This window comes from Nocardia callitridis (assembly GCF_039543305.1).
Lineage (GTDB): Bacteria > Actinomycetota > Actinomycetes > Mycobacteriales > Mycobacteriaceae > Nocardia > Nocardia callitridis.
Genome location: NZ_BAABJM010000002.1, coordinates 201,274 through 225,319, shown reverse-complemented (window position 1 = coordinate 225,319; position 24,046 = coordinate 201,274). Strand labels below are relative to the sequence as shown.

Below are 24,046 nucleotides of genomic sequence, written 5' to 3'. Positions count from 1 at the left end.
GTGTCTGGATGACGACCGTTCGAGAACCAAGGAGTCATGATGAACCTCGCACTCTGGATCGCCGCGGGACTGCTCGCCGCCATCGCCCTGGTCGGCGGAGTCACCAAAGCGTTCGTGCCCAAGCAGAAGCTGGCGCGAACCCACGGCGGCGAATGGACCGAGGACGCTACCGCTGGGTTCGTCCGTACCCTCGGTGCGCTGGAAATCCTCGCCGCGATCGGGCTCGTTCTGCCCGCCGTCCTCGATATCGCTCCGATCCTGGTGCCGGTCACCGCGATCTGCTGGGTGGTGCTCATGGTCGGCGCGATGACCACCCATGTGCGCCACGGCAGCGCGCGGTTCGTGTTTCTCAATCTGATCTATCTGGCTCTCGCGGTGTTCATCGCGTGGGGACGACTCGGCCCGCACACCTTCTCCTGATCTGTGACAACCCGCTGGCGCCCCCGGGGAGGATGAACTCAACTCCCGCACGATCTCCTGGCGCGCCGACGAAGAAAGGCTCCACCGATGACCGATCGCTCCGAGGACGCGGCGACCGACACCTTCGTCGCGCACCGCAATCTGCTGTTCACCGTCGCCTACGAGCTGCTCGGCTCGGCCGCCGACGCCGAGGACGTGCTCCAGGAGACCTGGCTGCGCTGGGTCGATGTCGACCTGACAACGGTGCTTGACCAGCGCGCCTACCTGGTTCGCATCACCACACGCCAGGCGCTGAACCGGTTACGCACCATGCAGCGACGCAGGGAGGCGTATCTGGGTCCGTGGTTGCCGGAACCGATGCTCACTTCCCCGGATGTCGCCGACGATGTCGAGCTCGCCGAAAGCGTCTCGATGGCGCTGATGTTGGTGCTGGAGACGTTGACACCGACCGAGCGCGCGGTGTTCGTCCTGCGGGAAGTATTCGACGTGAGCTACGACGAGATCGCCGAAGCCCTCGACAAGACACCCGCGACCGTCCGCCAAATCGCGCACCGCGCCCGCCGACACGTGGAGGCTCGGCGCCCACGCGCGACGGCCACCCCCCACCAGGCTCGCGAGGCGCTGGCCTCGTTCCAACGCGCACTCGCCACCGGCGACCCGACCCGACTGCTCGACGTCCTCGCCCCCGACGTGGTGCTGCTCGCCGACGGCGGTGGCGTCAAGTTGGCTTCGCGGGTGCCGATCGTCGGCGCCGAGAAGGTGAGCACACTGCTGGTGCGTGGTATCGCGAAGGCCGGCGTGCAGCTCGTCGGCGAACCGACCGCCGTCAATGGCAACCCGGCCCTGCTGATGCGCATCGACGGTGAAGTCGACGGCGTGCTGGCGGTCAAGATGGAAGGCGACCGCATTACCGGCCTCTACTACGTCCGCAACCCGCACAAGCTCACCCGCATCGACGCCGAAAACCCGCTCGCCCTGCGGTAAACCGGACAACACACCGCTGAGGGCACGCCCAGCAGTTCGCACACGCACACCACGTGGCGGTTTCGAGGTCGGGACCCGGTGCCACAGCGCCACCACACGAGGGCGCAGGCAACGACGTTCGGTGCGGATGGCGCGCATTTTCGGTCCTACCCGGGTGGATGTTTTCCGTATCACGCACACGAGCTCGCCGGAACTCCTCGCCTGATTACCGCGTACCGACCGGGTGGTCATGACGGCGTGCGGAATCCCCGAAACGTAACGTGCCTGCGCGTGCGGAACCCCAGTCGCTCGTAGAGGGCGATCGCACCGGTATTCGCTTCGGCGGCATGCAGAAAAGGGCGTTCGCCTCGGGCGAGGATGCGCGCGACGAGCTCGTTGATCAGGCGGGCGGCGTAGCCGTGTCCACGGTGCTCGGGGTCCGTGCACACGGCGCTGATTTCGGTCCACCCCGGTGGGTGCAGTCGTTCGCCCGCCATCGCCACCAGTGTTCCCGCGTCGCGGATGCCGAGGTAGGTACCGAGTTCGTGGGTGCGTGGCCAGAACGGGCCCGGTCGGGTTCGTGCGACGAGGTCGAGCATCTCGGGCACGCTCTCGGCGCCCAATTCGACCGCGGGAGCGGTTTCGGTGTGGCCGACGCGCTCCGGCCCGACCATCTGGCGGCCCTCGAGCGCGAAAAGCGGCGCCCAGTCGCGTGGTGGCAGCGAGTCGCAACTGAACATGTCGGCGACCTCGCCGCGTCCGAGTTGCTGAGCCAGGTCACGCCATTCCTGGGGCCCGGGGTCGACGCCGACGGTCGCGAAAGTCGCGACGCCGGACCGATACAGTCCGGTGTTGCCGAGCGTGTGGCCCAGGTGCGCGTGCGCACCACGCAGTGAGGCACCGACGGGATCGTCGAGTACCCCGTTGTCATGGTCGAGGGTCACACCGCACTGCTCGTCATTCACCACGTTCGTGAGTATGCAGAAGCCTCGACACCACCGAACACCCGCGTCCGCGCCGTACTGTGACCGCAGCGGTTGTGCACCACGCGTCGAGCAGAACTGAACCGAGGGAGGTTTCCGCCGATGACGACGATCGATGCTCGTATCTACGTCGACGGGCACCTCACCTCGAGTCCCGACGACCTCGCGGCCGCGGTCGAAGAAATGCGGCAATCGGGCGTGGTGGCGTGGATCGGGTTACAGAGTCCCGCTCCCGCCGATCTCGAAGCGGTCGCGATGACCTTCGACCTGCACCCGCTCGCGGTCGAGGACGCACAGAAGGGCCACCAGCGCGCCAAACTCGAGTGGTACGGCGACACCATGTTCGTCGTGCTGCGCCCGACCTGGTACGACGACGCCGCCGAACGCGTCGAGTTCGGCGAGGTCCACCTGTTCGTCGGACCCGATTTCGTCGTCACGGTGCGCCGTGAACGACGCCCGGATCTGAACGCGGTTCGCGACACGCTCGAATCCGAACCACGGTTTCTCGGTATCGGGCCGAGGGCGATGCTCACCGCGTTTCTCGATGCGATCGTCGACGAGGACGTGCCCGTCGTCGCCGGGCTGGAGGAAGACATCGACGAGGTCGAAGACAGTTTGTTCGGTGGCGCCGGCGTCGACATCTCCCTGTCGGAACGGATCTACCGACTGCTCGAGCAGGTCATCGCCTTCCAGCGCGCGATAGGGCCGTTGCCCGCCATGATCCGCGAATTGCTCGACGGCGCGGACGGTTCCGGCGGTTCCGGTGATGAGGTGCACAACCGGCTGCGCAATGTCCTCGACCACACTGTCCGGGTCACCGAACGCGTCGACACCTGTCGCGCGCTGCTCGACAACGCGCTCACCGTCCATTCCACCCTGGTGTCGCTGGAACAGAACGACGCCATGCGCCGCATGTCCAGCGCCAGCTTCGAACAGGGCGAGCAGGTGAAGCGCATCTCGTCGTGGGCGGCGATCCTGTTCACCCCGACGCTCATCGCGTCGGTCTACGGCATGAACTTCGACCACATGCCCGAACTGCACTGGCTCTGGGGCTACCCCTTCGCCCTCACCCTCATGCTCGGCCTCGGCGTAGGCCTCTGGGGCATCTTCAAGTGGCGCGACTGGCTCTAGGCGCTGACCAGGACATGCTGGGGCGCTTCCCGATTCGAGCATGTGTTGATGTCCTGGCTACCAGTATTGAACGCGGGTGCCGTCGGTGTCGGTGGTGAAGAGGAGAGCGTCGGTGGTGGTCAGGGTCGCGAGGGTGACGGGGATGTGGCCGGGGACGAGCGGAGGGGTCGCGGCCGCGGTGGGCGGTAGCGCGGCTCGTAATGCCGAGGTGGGGAACAAGGTTCGGCGGTCGGTGGCTTCGGCCAATGCTCGGTGGAGGGTATCGGGTTCGCTGTGGGGGTTGGCGTCGGTGGCGACCACCACGTAACGCTCACCGAGGGTGCGGTCGATCAGCGCACCCGCGCCACACCATTGCGCCTCCTGTACGCCGACCGCCATGGTGGACTGCGCGCGTTGCAGGTGCACGTTGTGCGCGAACACCAGGCTGGGCCCGCGGCGGCGCTCGCACGCCAGGATCGCGAGCAGATTCTCGACCATCATCTCGGCGCGCACACCGAGCATGGTCGCGATGCGGTCGGTGGCGCGACTGGCGATCGCGGCGTGAAAGCGCAACAGGCCCTTGACAGTTCGCGCGTGTGCTGCGGCGAGGTCGTAGCCGGCGGGATCGGCGGGGCGAAGTATGGGGCCCGCGCGGTGCAAGGCGCTGGCGAGATCGTCGGCGACAACGCGCAGGGTGCGTGCACGTTCACCGGCACCGATGGACTCGGCCGGATCGTAGATCGCGGACGGATTCGTCCAGTCGGCGTCGTCGCCGAGCAGTGTCGCCAACTCCTCGGTCGAGCAGGGTCGTCGCGTCGCTGGCAGGAACTCGCTGACCGCGCACAGCGAGCGGCGCGGACTTGGCACGTCGGTCTGGTCCAGAGGGGCGTCGAAGCCGTAGAAATGAACGCGGTCCCCGGGTGCGCGGTCCTCGTTGTGTGCGCGCAACCATTCCACGAGTTCACGGTTGCCGGGTACGGCGCCGAAGGCGTGACTGAACCCGGTCTTCAGCACCGTGTCGATCGGCGTCGTCGACCCGCAGACGTAGTCGTCGACGATCGAGGCGGCGAAGATGTCGGTCTCCAGGATGATCGACCGGTAGCCCCGTTCGACCAGATGCGCCAGAAGTTCGTTGCGCAGCAACGGGAATGCCTCGATGCCGTGTGTCGGCTCGCCGAGCCCGAACAGCACCGGCGGCTCGGCCCTGGCGGCGATCAGGTCGTCGACGGCACGACCGAGACTCGCGGAATCGTCGAGCTGGCGAGCGATCGCGCGTAGCGATACGGCTGTGGACATGGGTGCCCCTTTCTTCCTGTGGATACTTCGACCGTATCGTTGAAGATTCCGGTGAGAGTTGCTCGATATTTCGCCATCCCACACTGCAAAACCCTCAAACGGAGGTTCCCACTGCGACCCATCGACCTCGCCAGGGAACACGGTTTGTCCGCGCAAGCGATCCGCAATTACGACGACGCGGGCGTCTTCCCACCGACCGAACGCAGCGAATCCGGCTACCGCCGCTACACCGCCCTGCACGCGCAGGCCCTTCGCGCCTTTCTCGCGTTGCGTCGCGGCCACGGCCATCAGGGGGCGTCGCGCATCATGCTCGCGATCAATCGGGGCGACAGCGAGACCGCCTACCGCCTCATCGACACCGCGCACGAAACGCTCGGCGCCGAACGTCACACCCGTGCCGACGTCGCTGCGGCGCTCGACAGCCTGTCCAGTGCGCCCCCTTCCCCGATCGTGGGCCGTCCGCTGACGGTCGGCGAACTCGCGCGCCGACTCGACCTCCACCCCGCGACACTGCGCACCTGGGAAACCGAACGCATCCTGCATCCCGACCGCGACCCGGCGACGGGATATCGCCGATACGACGCCGCCAACGTGCGCGACGCCGAGATCGCCCGGCAATTGCGCCGCGGCGGATACCCCCTGCACCGCGTCGCACAATTCGTCGAGTCACTCCACACCGCGGGCGGCGCGGACGCTCTGCACACGTTCCTCGACTCCTGGCAATCCCGACTGACCGAACGCAGCCGCCATTTCCTCACCGGTGCGGGACAACTCGACCGCTACCTCACCATGCTCGACGCTGCGTGACGGGCAGACCGCCGACTCGGCCCGCCACACGGTGCCGAAACCCTTGCACCGCATGCCAAGTCGGCTACGAGCGGTCGTCGCGTTCGAGCCGCGTCCACCCGATCCAACCGCGCGCGGCCAACAGCTCGATCAGTCGACCGGTCGGCGGGGTGTCGGCTGCCAGTGTGTCGAGCAACATGACCAGCGAGGATTCGATCTCGCCACCCACGTAGTCGGTGCCGTTCTCCTCGGCCAATCGCGTCAGGTAGGCCGCCATCTTGTCGGCGAGTTCGATCAGGAGGGGGTCGTCGCCGGGACGGTCCATGGCCAGGCTCAAGGTGCGATAGAAGTCGATCAGCTGCGGGTGGGTGAGCTGTTCGCCCTTGCGCGCCACCAACTCGCGCACGAGCTCCGGTGCGTGCGCGGCGAGCGGAATCCACCCGTCCCGTTCGGCGGCCACGATCCGCTCGTCCACACCGAGCGCACGCAGTCGCTCCAGCAACTCGACGACTTCCTGCGGCAGGGCGAGACCTTCACCGGAAACCAGCCGCGCGATGCGTCCCCGATGCACCCGACGCTGCCGGATCTCCGCCCGCAAGCGTTCATCGATCTCCACGAGCGCACTGGCGAACTCCGCCTCGTCGGCGACGAGCAGTTCCCGCACCCGTGCCAGCGGGACGCCCGCCTCGGCCAGGGTGCGGATCTTGATCAATTCGACCACGGCGCCCGCGTCGTATCGGCGGTAGCCGGAATGGTCGCGTTCGGGCTCCGGCAGCAACCCTTTCGCGTGATAGTGCCGCACCGCGCGCACGGTCACGCCGGAATAGGACGCCAGCTCCCCGATGGTCAGCATCCGGCTAGTCTCCCGGATCCGATGCGGGCGGCGAACCTGCCCCGTTCACGACCTAGACGAACAGGGCTCGGTCGATGAGCCATCCTGCGCTGCTACCGGACCATCTGTGCGGTCGGAATAGTCGCGATCGTTCTCTAGATCTGTGGCCCACGTTCAGCGCTGAACCGATCCTGAACCCCGCGCGCTCGCAACGAATCCGGCCCCGATGGTGTCCACGATCTGGCGCGCGTGGGTAACGACGAGACCGTGATCGGCATCCAACCACGTGGTGGTGATCGCCGGACGCTCCCGAACCAGGCGCTCGACGCCCGCGCGCCAGAGCCGATTGTGCCTCGGCGCTCGCGCGCTGTCACCACCCATCGAGGTCGACATGATCAGCTGAACGGGGCAGTCGATCCGGCGGTATTGCTCGAGGATTCCCGGCCCCACCACATCGATGTCGAGATCGATGCCCGAACGGATGACATCGAGCTCGAGATTGAGGTCGAGGATCTGTCGCGGCGTGAGCAAGACCTGCTTCGCGGTACCGAGGAGGCTGTCGCGCCACTGTCCCAGCGCGCCCCACATCGCTTGCAGCTCAGGAAGGTCCACCGCGGTGATGAACGGTGCGGGTAACGGGTTCGCGCCGTCGATGACGACGAGTCCGCCGATCGCGTCGGGGTGCTGGGCGGCGTAGTGCACAAGCAGGTCCGCCCCCAATGAGTGACCGACGAGCACCGGCTTCGAGGCGACTGCGCGCCGCAGAATCTCCGTCATCACGGCGGCGACATCGCCGGACAACGCCGCGAAGGAGTAGTCCTGCGCTGCCGAACTCAACCCGTGTCCGCGCAGGTCGAAGGCCACCACCTCGAACGCGCACCGCAACAGGGCGATGAGCTCGTGTAATTCGGCACGACTGGAGGTCAATCCGGGGCACAGCACCAGAACTTGCCCCGCGCCACCCCGCGACACCGAGATACTGACGCCCTCGTGCTGAACCGTGAATTCTTCAACTGGTGTGCTCATGCCGACCATGGTGCGAGGTTGACCCTGCGTCATGGTCAAGCCCGTTTCGCCACGCATGGCCTCGCCGACCGAACCGAGATCACCGAGGGAAGCTTCTTCGACCCGCTCCCCTCGGGCGCGGACGCCTACCTGCTGTCGGACATCCTGCACGACTGGGACGACGAGCACGCTCACCACATTTTCGCGCAATGCGCCGCGGCCGCAACACCTTCCGGCCGAATCCTGATACTGGAGCCCATCGGCGAGCGCCGCGCCCGCACGGACATGGACCTCTCGATGCTCGCGATCTACGGTGGCCGAGAACGCCGGATCGAAGAATTCCGCGCCCTGGCCGCCACCCACCACCTGATCCTCGACACCATCACCGACCTCACTGACCAACGCTGCCTCCTCGAATTCCGGTGCGATGGAACAGATGCATGGTGTTCGAGAGGCAGTCGGCCTCGTTCGCTTCAACCGTGACTGCCATATCGAACACGTGTCATCGAACCGCGCTGAACCCCTACTCACACACTGCCTTTGGCCAAATCGACCGGTTCGTTCTCCGCCGCTGGTGGTGTGCTGAAGCGGCGTGGCAGTAGCAAGGGTGTCGCTAGCAGGAGGACTCCGGCTAGTCCGATTGCCGTGCGCGCCGTCGTGAGTTCGGCCAGGACACCCCCCAGTACGGTGATCGCCGCGATGCTCAGGCTGGTGCCGATGGACCATGCGGACAGGACGCGGGCGCGGCGGGTGGGGTCGATGGCGTTGAGGCGGTAGGCGGCGAAGACCGGGTTGTAGATGCTCGCGCAGGTGATGAGGCCGAGTTCGATGAGCACGACGGTGATCAGACCCACCCAGCCGGGTTGGATGAATACCAGGCCGAGCGACCAGCAGACGCGCAGCGCCGAATGTGCGCAGCACCTTCTGCTCACCGCAGCGGGTGACGAGTGGTTGCGCCAATCGTGCGCCGACCAGGCCGCCGACGCAGGGCAGCGCGAACGCGAGTCCGTACTCCCACACCGAGAATCCCAGGTCGGCGAGCATCAGCACCGACACCACCGGCTGGGTGGCCAGGATCAGCCCGTTCACCACCATGGCGTTGCCGAAGAATCGACGCAACGAAGGGTGGGTGAGCAGGTAGCGCCATCCTTCGAGAAGGTCGCGGTACCGACCCTGCGGTGTGGTCGGTCGTGTCGGTACGTGTTCGGGGGCGCGAATCACCAACAGGCACAGGGCCGACAGGAGGTAGCTCACGGCGTCGAGGAGCACGGTGGTCACCGGACCCATGACGGCGATGGCGGCACCGCCGACCGGCGGGCCGACGATCGTGGCCGACCAGTTCGTGGACTCGAAACGCCCGTTGGCCACCACAAGTCGCTCGGCGGGGACGACGGTCCCGAGGTATGTGCCGCTGGCGGCACCGAACGCGATCTTCGCGACGGCGGCGACGATCGACACCACCAACAGTTGCGCGAAGGAGAACACGCCCAGCCAGTAGACGAACGGGATGGAGGCCAACGCGGCGAAGCGAACCACATCGGCGCCGATCATCACCGGCCGCTTCGCGCGCACCTCCATCCACGGCCCCAGTGGTACCGCCAGCAGCGCACCCACCGCGAGCCCGCACGACGACAGCAGCGCGACCTGGGCCGAACTCGCGTCCAATACGGTAATGGCGACCACCGCGGAGGCGCCGAACCCGAGTCCGGTGCCGTACGCGCTCACCGCGTACGCGCCCCACAACCACCCGAACGCGGAAACCGAACTCTGCCCTCGCCGCATGGATGCCCATTCCCCTCGCCGAACTCTGCTTCACCGCAAAGTGATTGAAGCTGATGAACGGGCTCCACCACCAACAACGCACCGGACGCCGTGCCACAACGCGGCGTTGTGGCGGTAGGTTCCCTGCGTGGATCTCGAAGCGGTACGAACCTTTCTCGCGGTGGTCGAGACCGGCCAATTCCAGGCAGCCGCCGACGAGGTGGGGATCACCCAGCAGGGTGCGTCGCGACGCGTGGCGAGCTTGGAGCGCGAACTCGGCGTCGCGCTGTTCACCCGCACCGCCCAGGGGGTTCGGCTCACCGTCGACGGGCAAGCGCTGCTGCCCCACGCGCGCGAACTGGTGGGTGCCGCCGAGCGTGCGGCGTCGTCGGTGCGGCCGGGACGCAGGGCGCTGCGGGTCGATGTGATCAGCCGCAGGATCGCACCGGCGAGCCGACTACACGCCTTCTACCAGCATCATCCCGATATCGAACTCGATGTGATCGCCCTACTCACCGCCGACACCGCCACGGCGCTTGCCGAGGTCACCGCTGGCACGCTCGACGCCACCTTCCGATCGCTGCGTGCCACCGCGCGTCAGGTACCGGGTGAGCTGCGCTCGGCACGTGTCATCGACGACCACCATCAGCTCCTGGTCGGCCCTCGGCACCCCTTGGCGGACGCCAACTCGGTCACACTGGCGCAGCTCACGGACCATCGAATCTGGATGCCCGGCATGTCGGACGAGGAACCGATCGGTTATTACCGCGATCTGGCGACAACGTTCGGGCTCACGATCGACACCGACGGTCCGAGTTTCGGTTTCGAGTCGGTCGCCGCCGAATTGGCGCACTCCCCTTGTCTTTCCACGTTCGTCGGCGCGGGTTCTCGGCATCTGTGGCCGGACGGCTACGAGCTGCGGCGGATCCCGGTCGTCGATCCGTGTCCGGTGTATCCGCTGTCGATTGTGTGGCGAGCGGACAACGCGCACCCCGGTTTGGCGACATTTCTGGACTATCTGCGTGCCGAATATCGCGGGGGCGACCATGGCGTGTGGGCGCCGGGGTGGGCGGCGTGACGCTTGCTCGGCGCACCTACGTCGGTTGCCGATCGCTGCGCCACGATTCGAGATCGCCCACTACCCCACCGAGTTCCGTCGCCACGCACTCGACCGTGCGAAACCTTGCGGTCGACTCAGCCGACCCCCGCGGCGCGAAGGACCCGGGGCCGGAACCCGATGACCGCGTCGGCAACCTCGTCGAGGTGGCTTTCCAACAGGAAGTGCCCTCCGTCGAGCAGGACGATCTGCGCGTCGGGGGCATCACCGCGAAACGCTTCCGCACCGGCCGCCGCGAAGATCTCGTCGTTGCGCCCCCAAATCGCCAGCACCGGAACATGACTCGATCGCACCCATTCGTGCACCGCCGGATACAGCGCGCGGTTGCCGGCGTAATCGCCGAACAAGGCGAGTTGGGCGCGGTCGATGCCGGGGCGAGCGAGCAGCGCGAGGTCGTGTTCCCACGCGTCGGGGTCGATCAGGCTGATGTCGGGAACGCCGTGGGTGTATTGCCATTCGACGGCGTCTCGCCCCAGCGCGGGCCGCATCCGCGCCTCGTTCTCCGCGCTGCGATTCGAGCCGTAGGCCCAGATGGGGGCCCAGAAGTCCGGCACGAACCCTGCCTCGTAGGCGTTGCCGTTCTGCGAGACGACGCCGAGGATCGCGTCGGGGTTCGCCAAGGCGAGTCGCCAGCCGATCGGCGCGCCGTAGTCCTGGACGTAGATCGCGTAGCGGTGCACGCCGAGGGTGGTCAAGAAGCCGCTGGGCACCTCGGTGAGCGCGTCGAAGGTGTAGTCGAAGTCCGCCACGTCGGGTGCCGACGAGCGGCCGAAACCGATGTGGTCGGGCGCGATGACCCGGTAGTGACCGGCGAGCGCGGGGATCAGGTGACGGAACATGTGTGAGCTCGTCGGGTAGCCGTGCAGGAGCAGTAGGACGGGGGCATCGGCGGGCCCGGCCTCCCGGTAGAAGACGCGCACGCCGTCGACATCCACGGTCCGGTGATGTACAGCAACCACAATAACCCCTTATTTGACTTTAACTGGTTAGACTAAGCTGATCATGCACAGCGCCGAATGGCATGTCAAGGGAGAGTTGGCCGTGGTCGAGGACGAGGAACTGCTGCTCACCGTGCTCAACAGCGCTCCGGTGATCGACGGGAATCCGACGGACGCGCTGAGCGGTGACGGCACGCGCGACTGGATACGAGCCCTCGGTGGGGGCGGTACGCGGGCCGAAGGCGACCTCCTGCGCCGCGTCCGCGACACTCTCCACGCGCTGATTCGCCGAGCGTCGACCGATATCACCCTCCTCGAAGCCGCGCTCGATCATGCGCGACTTCGGCCCGTCCCCTTCGCTGAGGGCGTCACCTGGCGTTTGGAGGCACCAGCGGACGAAGAACTCGCCGTCCGCGTCATCCTCGCCTGGTCGCGGGTCAATACCGAACTACCGCACCGGCTTCGGGCGTGCGCCAATCATGAATGCAATCTTTTCCTCATCGACCACAGTCGGCCGGGGACGGCCCGATGGTGTTCGATGGCGGCCTGCGGAAACCGTATGAAAGCGCGCACGCACGCGCGTAAGCAGCGCTTCGAGTAGTCGATATCGCCGCACCCCGCACGCCGAAGCCCACCCGGCAGAAGGGAATAGGCTGTTCGACAGTCCCAGCTCGACGTCACCGCCGATCAGATCAGCCCGGGCCGTCGCGAAGCTGATCGCGGTCGGGCCGCTGACCGGAGGCACGATACGCCGAAACATTTCGGTCGCATGTCGGTCGGTGTTTCCGCACCGTGGCAGGCTCCCCGCCGGCGGATGCGCTCGCGTGGAATCGACCGGTGCTCCGCGTTCGCGGGATGTCGAAGAGTTCGCCGCACGGTGCGCGGAGCGTGCGAGACAGGGGTGGCGGTGGTTTCGGTTGCCGCGTGGCATTACCCGGAGCGATCGTGGCGGTCGGCATCGCCACGGCAGTGCCGACCGGTGTGCAATTGCGTTGCCGCGCCGGCAATCACGGTGTCGAGCCGGTCCCTGACACCCAACATGGCGGAAATATGGTTGTCGATTCGGTCGCGTTCGACGGCCAGCCGGTCGAGCAGTTCCGGCGTAGCCGCACCCTCGACCACACAGGGCATCAGGGCGACGATCGTCTTGCTCGTCAGCCCGGCGGCGTAGAGCTCCTGCACGAGTCGCACACGTTCGACGGCGCCGCCCGAGTAATGCCGCTGACCACCGGCGCTACGCTCCGAGGTAAGCAGGTCCTGCTGCTCGTAATAGCGCAGCGCCCGGACGCTGACCCCGGTTCTGTCGGCGAGTTCACCGATCCGCATCATGCACCTCGTTGCGATCTGGGTCACAGACCCTTGCCTCTGACATCGGCGTCAGGTTCTAGCGTAGCTCGTGGGGCCGCGACCATCGCCGCCTCGCCTCCCGAAACGAGGCCCGAAGCGTAGAAGGAAGTGCTATGTCGAGCACCTCGAACCCGGTGACACCGCCGAGCGCGGACACCGCTCTCATCTCGGTCAAACCGATCGTGCTGCCCGCGCCCGCACGCGGCACGGATCTGCACATCCGAGTTTCCGCGCCCGTGACAGGAACCGACCTACCGATCGTCGTGTTCGCACACGGTTTCGGCTCCTCACTCGAGGGCTATGCACCGCTCGCCGACTATTGGGCGGCACACGGTTTCGTCGTCATCCAACCCACCCACCTCGACTCGAAAACACTCGCCCTCCCCGAGGACGACCCTCGCAGGCCGCAATTGTGGCGTTTCCGTGTCGAAGACATGCGGCTCGCCCTCGACCACCTCGACGAGCTCGAATCGGCCGTCCCCGGATTGCGTGGTCGCACGAACCGGGACCGCGTCGCCGCAGCAGGACATTCCTTCGGCGGCCAAACGGCTGGCATCCTGTCGGGTCTGCGCGTGCGCGACCCACAGACCGGACAAACCGACGACCTGTCCGACTCCCGAGTCACCGCGGGCGTGCTGTTGGCCACAGCGGGAAGAGGCGGCGACGACCTGACTCCCTTTGCCGCCGAACAGCTCCCGTGGCTGCGCCACCCCGACTTCACCTACATGACGACCCCCGCTCTCGTCGTCGCGGGCGACAAGGACATCCTCCCGCTGACTGTCCGCGGCGCGGACTGGATGACCGACCCCTACGTTCTCGCCCCCGGTAAGAAAAGTCTCCTGACGGTCTTCGGCGGCGAACACTTCCTCGGCGGCATCTCCGGCTACCAGTCCGCGGAGACCACCGACGAGAACCCCGAGCGCGTGGCGATGGTCCAGCAGGTCACCCTCGCCTACCTACGGCACGCACTCGGCGTCGACGACGCAGAATGGGCCGCCGTCCACAAGACCTTCGCCGACCCCCACCCGCTGGGCCACCTGGAATCCAAATGATCGGTAGGACACCGCACTCCGGCAGCACCGGACGTCAGGCGAATTCGCCGTTATTTCGCTTCACTCGCAGTGGCCACGATCGCTGTCGACCAGACCGGTTCGGTACGCGATGACGACGAGTTGCGCCCGGTCGCGGGCATCGAGCTTCGTCATCGCGCGCTGCACGTGGGCGCGAACGGTGAAGGGGCTGAGGAACATTCGCTCGGCGATTTCCTGGTTGGACAGGCCCGTCGCGACCAGGGCCACCATCTCGCGCTCGCGCGGGGTGAGCAGGGCGAGCTGTTCGGGGTGACGGGGCGGGTTGTCCGGGGTGGCGAGGAAACGGGTGACCAGGGATCGGGTCGCGGCGGGTGAGAGCAGAGTGTCGCCCTCCGCGATGGTGCGCACCGCGTCGAGCATGGCTTCGGCTCCGATCCCCTTGCCGATGAACCCACTCGCCCCGGCGCGCAGTGCCTGCGCCACGTACTCATCGGTCTCGTACGTGGTGAGGATGAGGATACGGGTGCCGTGCAGCTCAGGGTCCGCGCAGATCTGGGAGGTGGCGGTGAGGCCATCCACGTCGGGCATGCGGATATCCATGATCACGACATCCGGTCGCAGCTCGCGGGTGAGCCCGACGGCTTGCCGGCCGTCGGCAGCCTCGCCGACCACGGTGATGTCGTCGGCGGAGTCGAGTAGCAGACGGAACGCACCGCGCAGCAGCGCCTGATCGTCGGCGAGCAGCACCCGCAGCTTCACGACTCGACACCATCGGCTGGATCATCCATTCGCCCTTCACCTTTCGCCGTTTCGGTCCATACGGTTGCGTCGTCATTTCGCCGGGTCGTGTTCGCGTCCTTCACGGCCGGTATCGGTAGCTGGGTAGCAACGAGAAAACCACCTTCGGGACGCCTGCCCGCCGTGAGCTGTCCGCCGACGGCGGCGGCACGTTCGCGCATCCCGATCAGTCCGTAACCGGGCGGGCGCTCCGGTCCGGTGGCCGCGGGCACGGTCGCGCCCCCGTCGTCGGCGACGGTGATGTCCACGCGATCTCTGTGCCAGTCCAGCCGTACCCTGGCGCTACCGAACGCCGCGTGTTTGGTCACGTTCGTCAGCGCTTCCTGAATGATCCGGTACGCGGTCAGGTCCAGTCCCGGCGGTAACGGCCGCGCCACGCCCTGGTGGTGCATCGACACCTCGAGTCCGGCACCGCGGAAAGACTCGAGCAGTGTGGGCAGCCGCGACAACCCCGGCGCCGGTTCGGCGGGCGTGGCCATATCGCCGGTCTGGCGCAGCAGACCCACCGTGGCACGAAGTTCATCGATCGCATTGCCGGTGGTCTCGACGAGCTCGTAGAGACTTTTGCGAGTCTGTTCCGGGCGCGCGTCGAAAAGGTGTGCGGCGACCGTGGCTTGGGCGTTGGCGAGGGTGATCTGGTGTGCCACGAGGTCGTGCAGTTCCCGCGCGATGCGCACACGTTCCTCGGCGACTCGCTGACCCGCCGCACTGTCGCGGCTGCGTTCGGCTCGCTGAGCCCGCTCCTCGACAGCCGCCAGATAGGCCCGCCGATTGCGCACCGAATACCCGAGCGCACCGGCGACCAGCGGAAAGACCGCCACCGAGCCCACCCTGCTCGCGTCCTGCCACGAGAGCGCCCCGATCAGTGGTGTGGAAGCAACCAGCAGCGCCACGGAGGCGAGCAACATCGCACTCACTGCTCGTCGCTCGCTGTGTGCGGTGAGCGAGTAGGCGGTGATCACGGCCGGAGCGACGATCAGCGGGGTCAACAGCAGACCCGCGAACGGAACCAGCACACCGGCCGCGGTCGTGACCGCCATGGCGGTCAACGGCGCTCGGTACCGCAGTGGCAGCACGGCACAGGACAGCACCGCGATCAGGTACGCGGCGGCGGGTGGTGGCGACAGCGTGTTGTCGACCTGCATCACGCCACTGAGCAGGCAGAGCGCGAACGCCGCCACCGTGATCGCTGCTTCCCGCCGCCACCCGTCTGGTCGCGGACCGTCGTCCGTCGCCATCATGGCCGGCTCGGTGCTGGTCGACAGCACGGTGCGACGGAGTCATGCCTGGTCAGTGGCTCGACCTCGGTACCAGGATTCGCCAGCACACGGGTCACGATACGGGTCGACCCCGACGGTCGGCGTCCCAGCGCCGCCGAAACCGCGGGTGTGATCACGATCCGGATCGCACAGGCGCCGAAGGCGATACACACTGCTGCCGTGCCGATCACGGCGTCGAGACGGGATCAGGCAGTGTCAGCGCGGAATGGGCGGGGCGCGCCGAGGCAGAAGGCATAGTCGCGAGGTCACGCAGCATGTCGTTGCGTTGTTCGAGCGCCCGCGCCGTGGTGGGAAACAGCGTGGCCGAACCATTGCCTACCAGGGCCTGATTCATGCCGACGAACTCACGGAGGCCGCGTTCGTAAGCGTCGAACGCCGCAGCGTGGTCCTGGTTCTCGGCCAGCGCGTCGGCGAGCAGGTAGGCGCCGACCAGCGCGAGGCTCGAGCCTTGCCCGGTGAGAAACGAGGGCGCATAGGCGGCGTCGCCCACGAGCGCGACGCGACCATGCGACCAGCGCGGCATACGGATCTGACCGGCCGTGTCGAAGAACAGATCGTCTGCGTCGCGCATCGCGGCGACCATGCCCGGCACCTCCCATCCCGCCCCCGCGAAGACGTCGGCGACCAGATCCCGTTGGGCCTCGGGATTTCGGAGTGCCGCCAGCGGCGGTTGTGGTTGGTGAAAGTTCAGGAATGCGTGGAGTTCGTCGTTCGCACCGACGGCGTAGAGCGCGGCGGCTCTGCCCGGCGCGTTCCACATCGTGAGTTCACGAGAGAAGCCGAAGGTGTTCGGCATCGTGAATATGGCGAAGCAGTAGCCAAGGTAACGGTGGAACTGTTCCTCGGGGCCGAACAGGGACTCGCGAATCTGGGAGTGCATACCGTCGGCCCCGATCACCAGGTCGAACGTGCGCCGTCGACCACTGCGAAACGTCACGTCGACCCCGTGCTCCGATTGATCGAGGGTGTCGATGGAGTCGTCGAAGAGGAACTCCACGTCGTCCCGAACGATCGCGTACAGGTGGGCGGCCAGATCTCCACGGCGCACCTCCAGGTCTTGTCCCTCGACGCTGCCCGCCACGGCGCTCGGGGTGAGCGCGATCAATTCGCTGCCGTCGGCGTTGAGGAAAGTGCAACGCCGCGAATTGATATGCGCGTCCCGCAGTTGCTGCAGTATCCCCATCCGGCGAACCACCTCGATGGCGGTCCCTCGGATATCGATCGGATATCCACCGCCGCGCAATGCGCTTGCCTTCTCCACCACCGTGACAGCGAGACCGAAACGGTGCAGCCAGTACGCGAGCGCGGGCCCGGCGATGCTTGCCCCGGAAATCAGCACCTTGCGCTGTGCGGTAGTACGACTGCCCCTCGACGGGCCGGTGGCGGTCATGCCTTGATTCCCTTCTTCGTGGAACGGACGACGAGCAGAGCCGATGCGGCGACAAGACCCGAGACGGCGAACCCCAGAACGAAGGCCGATTCGGCTGGTTGATCGGTCAGTGCGTCACCACCGGCCGCAAGGATCGCGCCCCCGATCTGCGCGCCGAGAGCAACGCCGATCACGCGAGTCACCACGAGCAGGCTGGTGGCGATTCCGGTGTCTTCGGCCTCGACCGCGGTGGCGGTGCTTGCGAGCAATGCCGTAGTCGCGACGCCCGCGGCGACCGCAGTGAGCATCTTTGCCAGGACGAGTTGCCATGCGGCAGTGTGCAGTGCGGCGAGACCGAGCATCGTGGCCGCGGTGACGACGGCACCAACGATGACCACCGCGCGCGGCCCGAAGCGTCGTGCGGCGATCCCACCGACCGAATCACTGAACGCCCCGGCGAGGGCACCGGGCAACAAGAACAGTCCGATCGTGGTGGTGCTTGCCGCGAAGCCATACCCATTCGCGTCGACGGCGAACAGCTGCGGAAGCAGAAAGACCACCATTCCGGAACTGACCGTGATCACCAACGTGAGCACCCACGAATTTCGCATCACGGGCTTGGCCAGCATGCGGAGATCGACCATCGGCGAGACCGCTTTGCGCTCGACGGCGACCCATCCGGTCGCGAGGGCGGCCGCAAGCACCGCGATGGCACCGATCGCGAGCGGCGACAGACCGCCACTCGTCACGGTGACCAGCCCGATCATCAAAGCCAGCAATGCGCCGCTCAGCAAAACCGCACCGGGCCAATCGATCCCGCCCTCGGCGTCGATCGGCGGATCGTGCGGCATCAGTCGAGCCACGACCACCGTTGCCGCGATGATCACCACCGTCGGCACCACGAACATCCCGTGCCACGAGAGCGCTTCCGCGATCGGCCCGGCGATCGCCGTTCCCACCATGCCGCCGCCGGTGAACAGCGCGACAACCACCCCGATCGCCGCCTGTGACGCACCGGTCGTGAGATGTTTGCGCACCAGGATGAACGACAGTGGCAGCGCGCCCACCATGGCACCCTGCAGGATCTGGCCGAGCAACAACACCGGCAGGTTCGGCGCGAAACCCGCCAAGAGTCCACCCGCCGAGACCGCGGCCATCAGCCACATCAGTACCCGTTTTCCGCCGTAGCGGTCGCCGAGTTTGCCTGCCACGGGTGTGAGGACCGCGCCGGTGATGAGTAACGCGTTGCCGACCAACGCCCCTTCGGCAGGACTGACGCCCAGCTCGCGTTGCAGCAGCGGCAGCGCGGGCTCGACCACTGTTTGCAAGGCGCCGAGGGCAAGCGCCAAAACGCCGAGCGCGCCGAGCGACGACCGCCCGATACGGGCCGGAGATACCACGGTGTGGGACATAAGCGTCCTTTTCTCATCGGTGACGAGCAAGGACGTGCCGTGCTCGAGCTGTGCGCCACGCACTCGTTGCGCGCACCTCCGAGAATTCCCTCCAGACCCCCGTCCCGGCATCGCCCCCTGCCACCGTCTTCCGCTGGTGCCACCAGACCAGTTCCATACGGCTCCTAGTGCAAACGCACCAGATCTCGACGCGGACCGTCGATGGCCGCCCGGAAACTTCCGGAGCGCACCCCGGCGCGGCCGTCGCGCTCCGCCTCCATCGCGCAACGCCGAGATCAGTCGAGGCGCGATCCATCCTTGAACTGCCGCAATGGATCCCACCCGCCAGCGGCTCGCCGATCCGCCACCTTTTCGCAGCGACTTGTCACGCGGACACCGCGGGAAAGAGCCGGCCATAATTCAGTGGCAAGTTCCCAACCCAGGTGTTAGCGTCATTCGTCCGAGTTCGACCGGTACATGTTCGACCGGTACACGAGAGAAGGAGGTGGGTTGATGTTTGCGGTGAAGACCGCTGCGCTACGCAGCGCCTGGATCATCCTCACGTCCTGGGCTCCGGTCTGATCGATTCTTCTCGCCAATAGGGGCGCGAGCCGTGTCGGCTTGTCGCCGCGATGGTTTCGGTGTTCGAGCGGGGCCCCTTGCCAAGGGTCTCACCTTGTTTTCTTCTCCGTCCTCGTTCGATTTGTCCGCTCTCGGTTGGGACGATTCGTTTGCGACACAATTCATCCCGTACGCGACCGCGAGAGCGAGTGGGCAGCGGCCCGAGGCGACGCCCGCGACGCGAGCAAACGCAAAACCCAGAAGGCGATCACGCGAGATCTGCGCGACCTATCGATTCCGCGATCGCCAGCGCTGAAGGGCAACACACATCCCGAGGCATCCCGGCCGCACGCGTCCGCGTACCGACCCATCTCGGCACCAAGACCTGCCGACGCCCGCACCGAGCAACCCAGCACCACGAAACGGAGACCACCGTTGTGAGCACTCGCACCAACTGGATCACTCGCGCCGAGACCGACGCCGACATCCCCGCGATCCGCGAGATCAACCTCGCCGCATTCGACACCGCGGAGGAAGCCGACCTCGTCGATGCCCTACGCGACGACCCGGCTTGGCTCGACGACCTCTCGATTCTCAGCGCGGCGCCGGACGGCAAGCCCGTCGGTTACGCCCTGCTGACTCGCTGTCACGTCGATGACACTCCGGCGTTGTGTCTGGGGCCGTGCGCGGTCCCGCCCGAATACCAAAGAACCGGAGCCGGTTCCGCGGCGATCCGTGCCGCGCTCGGGGCCGCCGAACAGGCGGGTGAGCATCTCGTCATCGTCCTCGGTCACCCGACCTACTATCCGCGGTTCGGGTTCACTCGAGCATCGGACTACGGTATTCGGCTGAGCATCGAGGTCCCCGACGAGGCATTGATGGCACTGAGCCTGGATTCCGAACCGCTGCCCGGCGGAACCGTCCGCTACGCAGCACCTTTCGGCATCTGACCGACACCACCTGTCTCGCCGTCCTCGGCTCGCCTACCGCACGTAGGCGAGCTGAGGACACGCCTTCTCCAGCGTTTCCGCAGACATCCCTCCCGCTGATCCCATGAACGCCGCATTCTTCGCCCCGGCAAGGTCCGGACCCCGGCGACTGCCCGCCCGCCTGCTCCCGTCTGCCTACGGCCACTTCCGCTCGCACATACGCGACGTGGGCCGCGGACCGGGACGCACCCCGACATATCGCAACGGGCGAACTCGGCACCGGCCGAGGGGTCCTGGTCGGGGTTGGTGACGATACATCCCGCACCACCCGGTGCGCGGCGCGAAACCCGCACCGCCGACACGGAATACGCCACGTATTGTGCCCCCGATCGGCACCCGGGGAATCGCGCGAAACATCGTCGCGTCAGCGCGCAACGCGACGACGTACACGCGCGCGATCACCGTTCTCCCAGTGCGGGTAGGAAGGCACACGATCGGTGTCAGTATGGTTGCCGAATCGTGGACGCAGCGCAGATGATCGATATTCCGGCGGGGCCGGTGGAACTGTCGGACCGGCGAACCCAGCGCACATGGGTGGTCGAACTCCCTCCCTACAGGTTCGGTGCGTTTCCGGTCGACCAGGAGCAATACGCACGAGTTACCGGGTTGCGTCCGAGCACGATCGTCGGGGACCAACTCCCGGTATCGGAAGTCTCCTGGTGGGATGCGATCACGTTTTGCAACGCGCTGTCCGAGCACGAGGGCCTCGCACCGGTCTATTCCCTTCCCGACGACGGCGAAAGCATCAACTGGGATACCTCCGCCGACGGATACCGACTGCCCACCGAAGCCGAGTGGGAGCGTGCCTGCCGCGCAGGCACCACCGGGCCGCGCTACGGCTCACTCGACGAGATCGCCTGGTATAGAGGCAATTCCGAGGAACGTCCACACGATGTCGGCGGCAAGCAACCCAACCCGTTCGGTCTCTACGACACGCTCGGCAATGTGTGGGAATGGTGCTGGGACTTCTACGACCCCGAGGTCTACGGCACGTACCGAGTATTGCGCGGTGGCGGCTGGTTCGATGAGCACTGGAGCTGCCGTGCCGGTGTTCGCCGCCGCAGTCACCCCACCTTCCGCGTCGATGACGTCGGGTTCCGCGTCGCGCGTTCGCTCATCCCCTGACCTGCGGTACCCGAGCCCGACCTGTCGGGTATCGCGCACTGAAGTCACCATCGAACAACTTCCAGTAGAAGGCGTTCATTTCGGCGGCAGCCGGTGCGTGCCGAGCCAGAATCGTCGCCACCACCGACGGCACGTCCTGCGGGATGCGACCGGCCGCGCACCGAGACACGAAGTCGTTGCGGGCGGCGAACTCGGCCTTGGTCGTCGTCGGCATCCCACAAACACCGGTGACCAGCCAGTTGACCAGTCGCATGGCGGCGTAGTCGGCGTCATGGGTGACGTGGCGCTCGACGAAATCACGCTCGACCGAGGACAACTCGAAATGCGGCGAGGTCGCCAGACCGAAGTCGCTGAGATAGATCCGTTCCCCGTCGCTTCGAATATTGCCGAAGTGTCCGTCCATGTGCAGCAGCTCCTGATTACTCAGGAACGTCACGATGTCGGCGAACTGCCGCTCGACCGTCGCTGCCTTGCCGACCGGGTTCTCGCGCAACCAGTCCGGCAGCGGGTACGGGATGTACTCGCAGAACAACACGAGACTGCACGGCGCGGCGACCAGCGCTTCGAGTCGGGCACGCACGGCCGGGCTATCCCCTTGCTCCGCGACCACCGTATCGATGTCTTCGTGTTCGGCGGCGACCGGCGACCGGCCAGGCAGAACCCGCCAGTGATAAAGCATCGGAAACAAGTGCGTCCGACCGGCCAGAACACCGTCGGTAACAATGACATTCGCGGCCAGTTCCCGCCACGCGTTGATACTCGGGCCACCGATGCCGTACTGACAGAACACCGGCAGGTCGAACAGGTTCGCAGTGGAATGCGAGTGAGCGAGTTCTCGCTCGGTCAACGGAATGCGCTTGACGAACACCGACACGCCCTCCACGTCGAGAACCGCCGTGCCACCGCCCACCCCCACGGTATTCGGCCGACCCGTGGCCGTGAGTTCGGCGAGCTCGCCGTCGCTGCGCGCGGCCAGAAGGGTCGAGACCCTTTGGTAGCGATCACTTCTGACAGCCGTCATCGCACTATTCTGCCATCGCACGGGGTGATCGACCTCGGCGACGAGCGTGCTCAGCGGCCCTGGCGAACCGGCGGGTCGATGACGGCTTCGACTCCCTGAATCGCTGCGGCGAAGGTGCGCGGTGCGCGGCCGAGGGCGCGTTGCACCCCGTCGGACACGTGCGCATCTTTCCGCAGCCGCAGCGACTCGGCCACGTTGGCGAAAGCTTCGACGTCCTTACCCGATACCCCCTGTCGCACGAGCTCGGCGACGTACTCCGGCCTCGAAAGCGGCACATAACGGATGGCGCGTCCGGTGATCTCGGAGAGGGTGGCGGCCACTTCGGTGAGCGTCACCGCGCGCGGGCCCGACAGCTCGTAGGTCCGACCTACGTGGTCGTCCCCGGTCAGTGCGGCGACCACCACCGCGGCGACGTCGTCGGCGTCCAGGAAACTGGCGGCGCCGTCACCGGCGGGTAGGCGTAGCTCACCAGCGCGGACGGCGTCGGCATAGATGCCTTCGGTGAAGGTCTGCGCGAACCAGCCCGGGCGACTGATCGTCCATTCCAAGCCGCTGTCGCGTACGGCGGCCTCGCTGTCGAGCGCCGCGTTTCGGATGTCGCCGTTGCCGCGGATGTAGTCGGGATCATCGAGGCCACGGCCAGAGGCCAGGACGATGCGTCGGACCCCGTGGCGCAGCGCGTTGTCGACAAAGGGTCGGACGAGGCGACTTCCGTTGAGCTGCACCAGGTAGAGCGCGTGCACGCCGTCGAGTGCGGCATCCCAGGTGCCGGGGTCGGTCCAATCGAAGGGGTGCTCGCCGGTGCGCGACGCCGCGCGCACAGGTATCCCGCCGGCACGCAGCCGGGCGACGACGCGACGCCCGGATTTCCCCGTTGCGCCGGTGACAAGGATCGGTGATCGGTTCATGTCCCGAGTCAACCGGGACCAGACGCGATCATCCATGCTCAGGACGATCCGAGTGATATCACGGCGTCTACACTCGCGGCGGTGGATGCCGTCTCCGAACTGCTGGCGGGAGTGTGGGGCCGTGGGGCGGTGTTTCGGCCGACGGTTCTGCGACCGCCTTGGGCACTGCGGATGTCCACCGGTGCCCCGCTCATGGTGGCCACCATGCTGCGCGGCCACGCATGGGTGGTGGCCGACGGGCAAGATCCCGTGCGCATCGCCGAGGGCGATATCGCGGTGGTGCGTGGCGGTGCGCCCTACGTCGTGGGCGACACTCCGTCGTCAGCTCTGTCGTCGAGCCCGACGTGGACGGTCACCGCTGCGGACTATTGCCCCGGCGGCACCGGGCCCACACGCTCCTGCGGCAGCGGCGACAACGACCGCGAGGAGGGTCCCCTGCTGCTCAGTGGTGCCTTCGTAGGCCGAGACGGACTCAGCGAGCACCTATTGCGCGCCCTGCCCGCCATCCTCGTCGTGCCGACTACCGGGACCGCGATCCCGGCACCGCAGGTGATGGCCGAGGAAGTGACCCGCGCTCGATCCGGTCAAACGCTGGTATCGGAACGCTTACTGGACCTGATTTTGGTGGCGGCACTGCGCGGCTGGCTCGACGATGCCCCGCGCTGGTGGCGCGCCCTGGACGACCCCCGGACCGGCATCGCACTGCGGCTGATGCACGACAGCCCGGCACATCCGTGGACGGTGGCCGACCTCGCCGCATCGACAGGATTGTCGCGAGCGGCGTTCGCCCGAAGCTTCACGTCGCTGGTCGGCGACCCCCCGATGACCTACCTGACCAACTGGCGGCTCTCCCTTGCCGTCGAACTGCTCCGCACCACCGACCTGACCGTCGACGCCATCGCCAGGCGGGTCGGCTACTCCGGAGCATTCGCGTTGAGCGCGGCGTTCAAACGGGTACGCGGCTCACGCCCCAGCGACCACCGCCGGATCTCGCAAACCTAGGCACTGCGCAACA

Annotated in this window: 24 protein-coding genes and 1 pseudogene; 11 read left to right on the top strand and 14 right to left on the bottom strand. The window is 66.8% G+C overall.

Going from position 1 to position 24,046, the window contains the following annotated elements; all coding sequences use genetic code 11:
* Positions 1–39: 39 nt before the first annotated feature.
* Both ABEA50_RS09795 and ABEA50_RS09790 read left to right on the top strand, forming a co-directional pair.
* Positions 40–420 (top strand): DoxX family protein, encoded by a 381-nt coding sequence (locus ABEA50_RS09795; RefSeq protein ID WP_345494927.1) that lies wholly within the window; start codon positions 40–42, stop codon positions 418–420.
* Positions 421–507: 87 nt separating this feature from the next.
* A complete protein-coding gene (locus ABEA50_RS09790) occupies positions 508–1,404 on the top strand; it encodes an RNA polymerase sigma-70 factor (protein WP_345494926.1) in 897 nt (298 codons plus the stop codon).
* Positions 1,405–1,631: 227 nt separating this feature from the next.
* Here ABEA50_RS09790 and ABEA50_RS09785 read toward each other — a convergent pair whose 3' ends face one another.
* Positions 1,632–2,351 carry a GNAT family N-acetyltransferase gene (locus ABEA50_RS09785; protein WP_345494925.1) on the bottom strand — a complete coding sequence of 240 codons (720 nt, stop codon included), beginning with the start codon at positions 2,349–2,351 and terminating at the stop codon, positions 1,632–1,634.
* A 117-nt stretch (positions 2,352–2,468) separates the two neighbouring features.
* On the opposite strand from ABEA50_RS09785, the gene ABEA50_RS09780 reads away from it, so the two are divergent.
* A complete protein-coding gene (locus ABEA50_RS09780; protein ID WP_345494924.1) occupies positions 2,469–3,497 on the top strand; it encodes a magnesium and cobalt transport protein CorA in 1,029 nt (342 codons plus the stop codon).
* A gap of 57 nt (positions 3,498–3,554) precedes the next feature.
* On the opposite strand, the gene ABEA50_RS09775 is transcribed toward ABEA50_RS09780, so the two are convergent.
* Positions 3,555–4,772 carry an erythromycin esterase family protein gene (locus tag ABEA50_RS09775; RefSeq protein WP_345494922.1) on the bottom strand — a complete coding sequence of 406 codons (1,218 nt, stop codon included), beginning with the start codon at positions 4,770–4,772 and terminating at the stop codon, positions 3,555–3,557.
* A 111-nt stretch (positions 4,773–4,883) separates the two neighbouring features.
* Here ABEA50_RS09775 and ABEA50_RS09770 point away from each other — a divergent pair, with 111 nt between their 5' ends.
* Positions 4,884–5,579, top strand: coding sequence for a MerR family transcriptional regulator (locus ABEA50_RS09770; protein WP_345496506.1), 696 nt, complete (start codon positions 4,884–4,886; stop codon positions 5,577–5,579).
* Positions 5,580–5,643: 64 nt separating this feature from the next.
* Here ABEA50_RS09770 and ABEA50_RS09765 read toward each other — a convergent pair whose 3' ends face one another.
* Together ABEA50_RS09765 and ABEA50_RS09760 are read right to left on the bottom strand one after the other, a co-directional pair.
* Positions 5,644–6,411 carry a MerR family transcriptional regulator gene (locus ABEA50_RS09765; protein ID WP_345494920.1) on the bottom strand — a complete coding sequence of 256 codons (768 nt, stop codon included), beginning with the start codon at positions 6,409–6,411 and terminating at the stop codon, positions 5,644–5,646.
* 153 nt (positions 6,412–6,564) lie between these two features.
* Positions 6,565–7,416, bottom strand: a complete 852-nt coding sequence (locus ABEA50_RS09760) for an alpha/beta fold hydrolase (protein ID WP_345496505.1) — start codon at positions 7,414–7,416, stop codon at positions 6,565–6,567.
* 18 nt (positions 7,417–7,434) lie between these two features.
* Here ABEA50_RS09760 and ABEA50_RS09755 point away from each other — a divergent pair, with 18 nt between their 5' ends.
* On the top strand, positions 7,435–7,878 hold the full coding sequence (locus ABEA50_RS09755) for a methyltransferase (RefSeq protein WP_345496504.1): 444 nt from the start codon (positions 7,435–7,437) through the stop codon (positions 7,876–7,878).
* 44 nt (positions 7,879–7,922) lie between these two features.
* Here the strand turns inward: ABEA50_RS09755 and ABEA50_RS09750 are convergent, their stop codons facing one another.
* Both ABEA50_RS09750 and ABEA50_RS09745 read right to left on the bottom strand, forming a co-directional pair.
* Positions 7,923–8,327 (bottom strand): MFS transporter, encoded by a 405-nt coding sequence (locus ABEA50_RS09750; protein WP_345496628.1) that lies wholly within the window; start codon positions 8,325–8,327, stop codon positions 7,923–7,925.
* A 16-nt stretch (positions 8,328–8,343) separates the two neighbouring features.
* Positions 8,344–9,177 (bottom strand): annotated as a pseudogene (locus ABEA50_RS09745) (MFS transporter); the annotation flags it as partial.
* A 127-nt stretch (positions 9,178–9,304) separates the two neighbouring features.
* On the opposite strand from ABEA50_RS09745, the gene ABEA50_RS09740 reads away from it, so the two are divergent.
* Positions 9,305–10,234: a LysR family transcriptional regulator gene (locus tag ABEA50_RS09740; RefSeq protein ID WP_345494919.1), complete on the top strand. Its 930-nt coding sequence runs from the start codon at positions 9,305–9,307 to the stop codon at positions 10,232–10,234.
* A 116-nt stretch (positions 10,235–10,350) separates the two neighbouring features.
* Here the strand turns inward: ABEA50_RS09740 and ABEA50_RS09735 are convergent, their stop codons facing one another.
* Positions 10,351–11,232 carry an alpha/beta fold hydrolase gene (locus tag ABEA50_RS09735; RefSeq protein WP_345494918.1) on the bottom strand — a complete coding sequence of 294 codons (882 nt, stop codon included), beginning with the start codon at positions 11,230–11,232 and terminating at the stop codon, positions 10,351–10,353.
* Positions 11,233–11,275: 43 nt separating this feature from the next.
* On the opposite strand from ABEA50_RS09735, the gene ABEA50_RS09730 reads away from it, so the two are divergent.
* Positions 11,276–11,812: a CGNR zinc finger domain-containing protein gene (locus tag ABEA50_RS09730; protein ID WP_345494917.1), complete on the top strand. Its 537-nt coding sequence runs from the start codon at positions 11,276–11,278 to the stop codon at positions 11,810–11,812.
* A 329-nt stretch (positions 11,813–12,141) separates the two neighbouring features.
* On the opposite strand, the gene ABEA50_RS09725 is transcribed toward ABEA50_RS09730, so the two are convergent.
* Positions 12,142–12,537 (bottom strand): MerR family transcriptional regulator, encoded by a 396-nt coding sequence (locus ABEA50_RS09725; RefSeq protein ID WP_345494916.1) that lies wholly within the window; start codon positions 12,535–12,537, stop codon positions 12,142–12,144.
* A 134-nt stretch (positions 12,538–12,671) separates the two neighbouring features.
* Between ABEA50_RS09725 and ABEA50_RS09720 the strand changes: the two genes are divergently transcribed.
* Positions 12,672–13,610 (top strand): alpha/beta hydrolase family protein, encoded by a 939-nt coding sequence (locus ABEA50_RS09720; protein WP_345494915.1) that lies wholly within the window; start codon positions 12,672–12,674, stop codon positions 13,608–13,610.
* Between the two features lie 60 nt (positions 13,611–13,670).
* Here the strand turns inward: ABEA50_RS09720 and ABEA50_RS09715 are convergent, their stop codons facing one another.
* The 4 genes from ABEA50_RS09715 to ABEA50_RS09700 form a co-directional block, all read right to left on the bottom strand.
* On the bottom strand, positions 13,671–14,348 hold the full coding sequence (locus ABEA50_RS09715; RefSeq protein ID WP_345494914.1) for a response regulator transcription factor: 678 nt from the start codon (positions 14,346–14,348) through the stop codon (positions 13,671–13,673).
* A complete protein-coding gene (locus ABEA50_RS09710) occupies positions 14,345–15,628 on the bottom strand; it encodes a sensor histidine kinase (protein WP_345494912.1) in 1,284 nt (427 codons plus the stop codon). The genes ABEA50_RS09715 and ABEA50_RS09710 overlap by 4 nt, the downstream gene beginning before the upstream one ends.
* Positions 15,629–15,833: 205 nt before the next feature.
* Positions 15,834–17,057, bottom strand: a complete 1,224-nt coding sequence (locus ABEA50_RS09705; protein WP_345494911.1) for an FAD-dependent monooxygenase — start codon at positions 17,055–17,057, stop codon at positions 15,834–15,836.
* Positions 17,054–18,448, bottom strand: a complete 1,395-nt coding sequence (locus tag ABEA50_RS09700) for an MFS transporter (protein ID WP_345494910.1) — start codon at positions 18,446–18,448, stop codon at positions 17,054–17,056. Before ABEA50_RS09700 ends, ABEA50_RS09705 begins: the two co-directional genes overlap by 4 nt.
* Before the next feature lie 977 nt (positions 18,449–19,425).
* Between ABEA50_RS09700 and ABEA50_RS09695 the strand changes: the two genes are divergently transcribed.
* Positions 19,426–19,938: a GNAT family N-acetyltransferase gene (locus ABEA50_RS09695; RefSeq protein WP_345494909.1), complete on the top strand. Its 513-nt coding sequence runs from the start codon at positions 19,426–19,428 to the stop codon at positions 19,936–19,938.
* Positions 19,939–20,451: 513 nt separating this feature from the next.
* Positions 20,452–21,102, top strand: coding sequence for a formylglycine-generating enzyme family protein (locus tag ABEA50_RS09690; protein ID WP_345496502.1), 651 nt, complete (start codon positions 20,452–20,454; stop codon positions 21,100–21,102).
* On the opposite strand, the gene ABEA50_RS09685 is transcribed toward ABEA50_RS09690, so the two are convergent.
* Complete coding sequence (locus tag ABEA50_RS09685; RefSeq protein WP_345494908.1) at positions 21,092–22,123, bottom strand: serine/threonine protein phosphatase; 1,032 nt, start codon at positions 22,121–22,123, stop codon at positions 21,092–21,094. The genes ABEA50_RS09690 and ABEA50_RS09685 overlap by 11 nt on opposite strands.
* 50 nt (positions 22,124–22,173) lie before the next feature.
* Complete coding sequence (locus ABEA50_RS09680; protein ID WP_345494907.1) at positions 22,174–23,031, bottom strand: NAD(P)H-binding protein; 858 nt, start codon at positions 23,029–23,031, stop codon at positions 22,174–22,176.
* An 81-nt stretch (positions 23,032–23,112) separates the two neighbouring features.
* Here ABEA50_RS09680 and ABEA50_RS09675 point away from each other — a divergent pair, with 81 nt between their 5' ends.
* The gene (locus tag ABEA50_RS09675) at positions 23,113–24,033 is read left to right on the top strand and encodes an AraC family transcriptional regulator (protein ID WP_345494906.1); all 921 of its coding nucleotides are present in this window, start codon (positions 23,113–23,115) and stop codon (positions 24,031–24,033) included.
* Positions 24,034–24,046 lie beyond the last annotated feature (13 nt).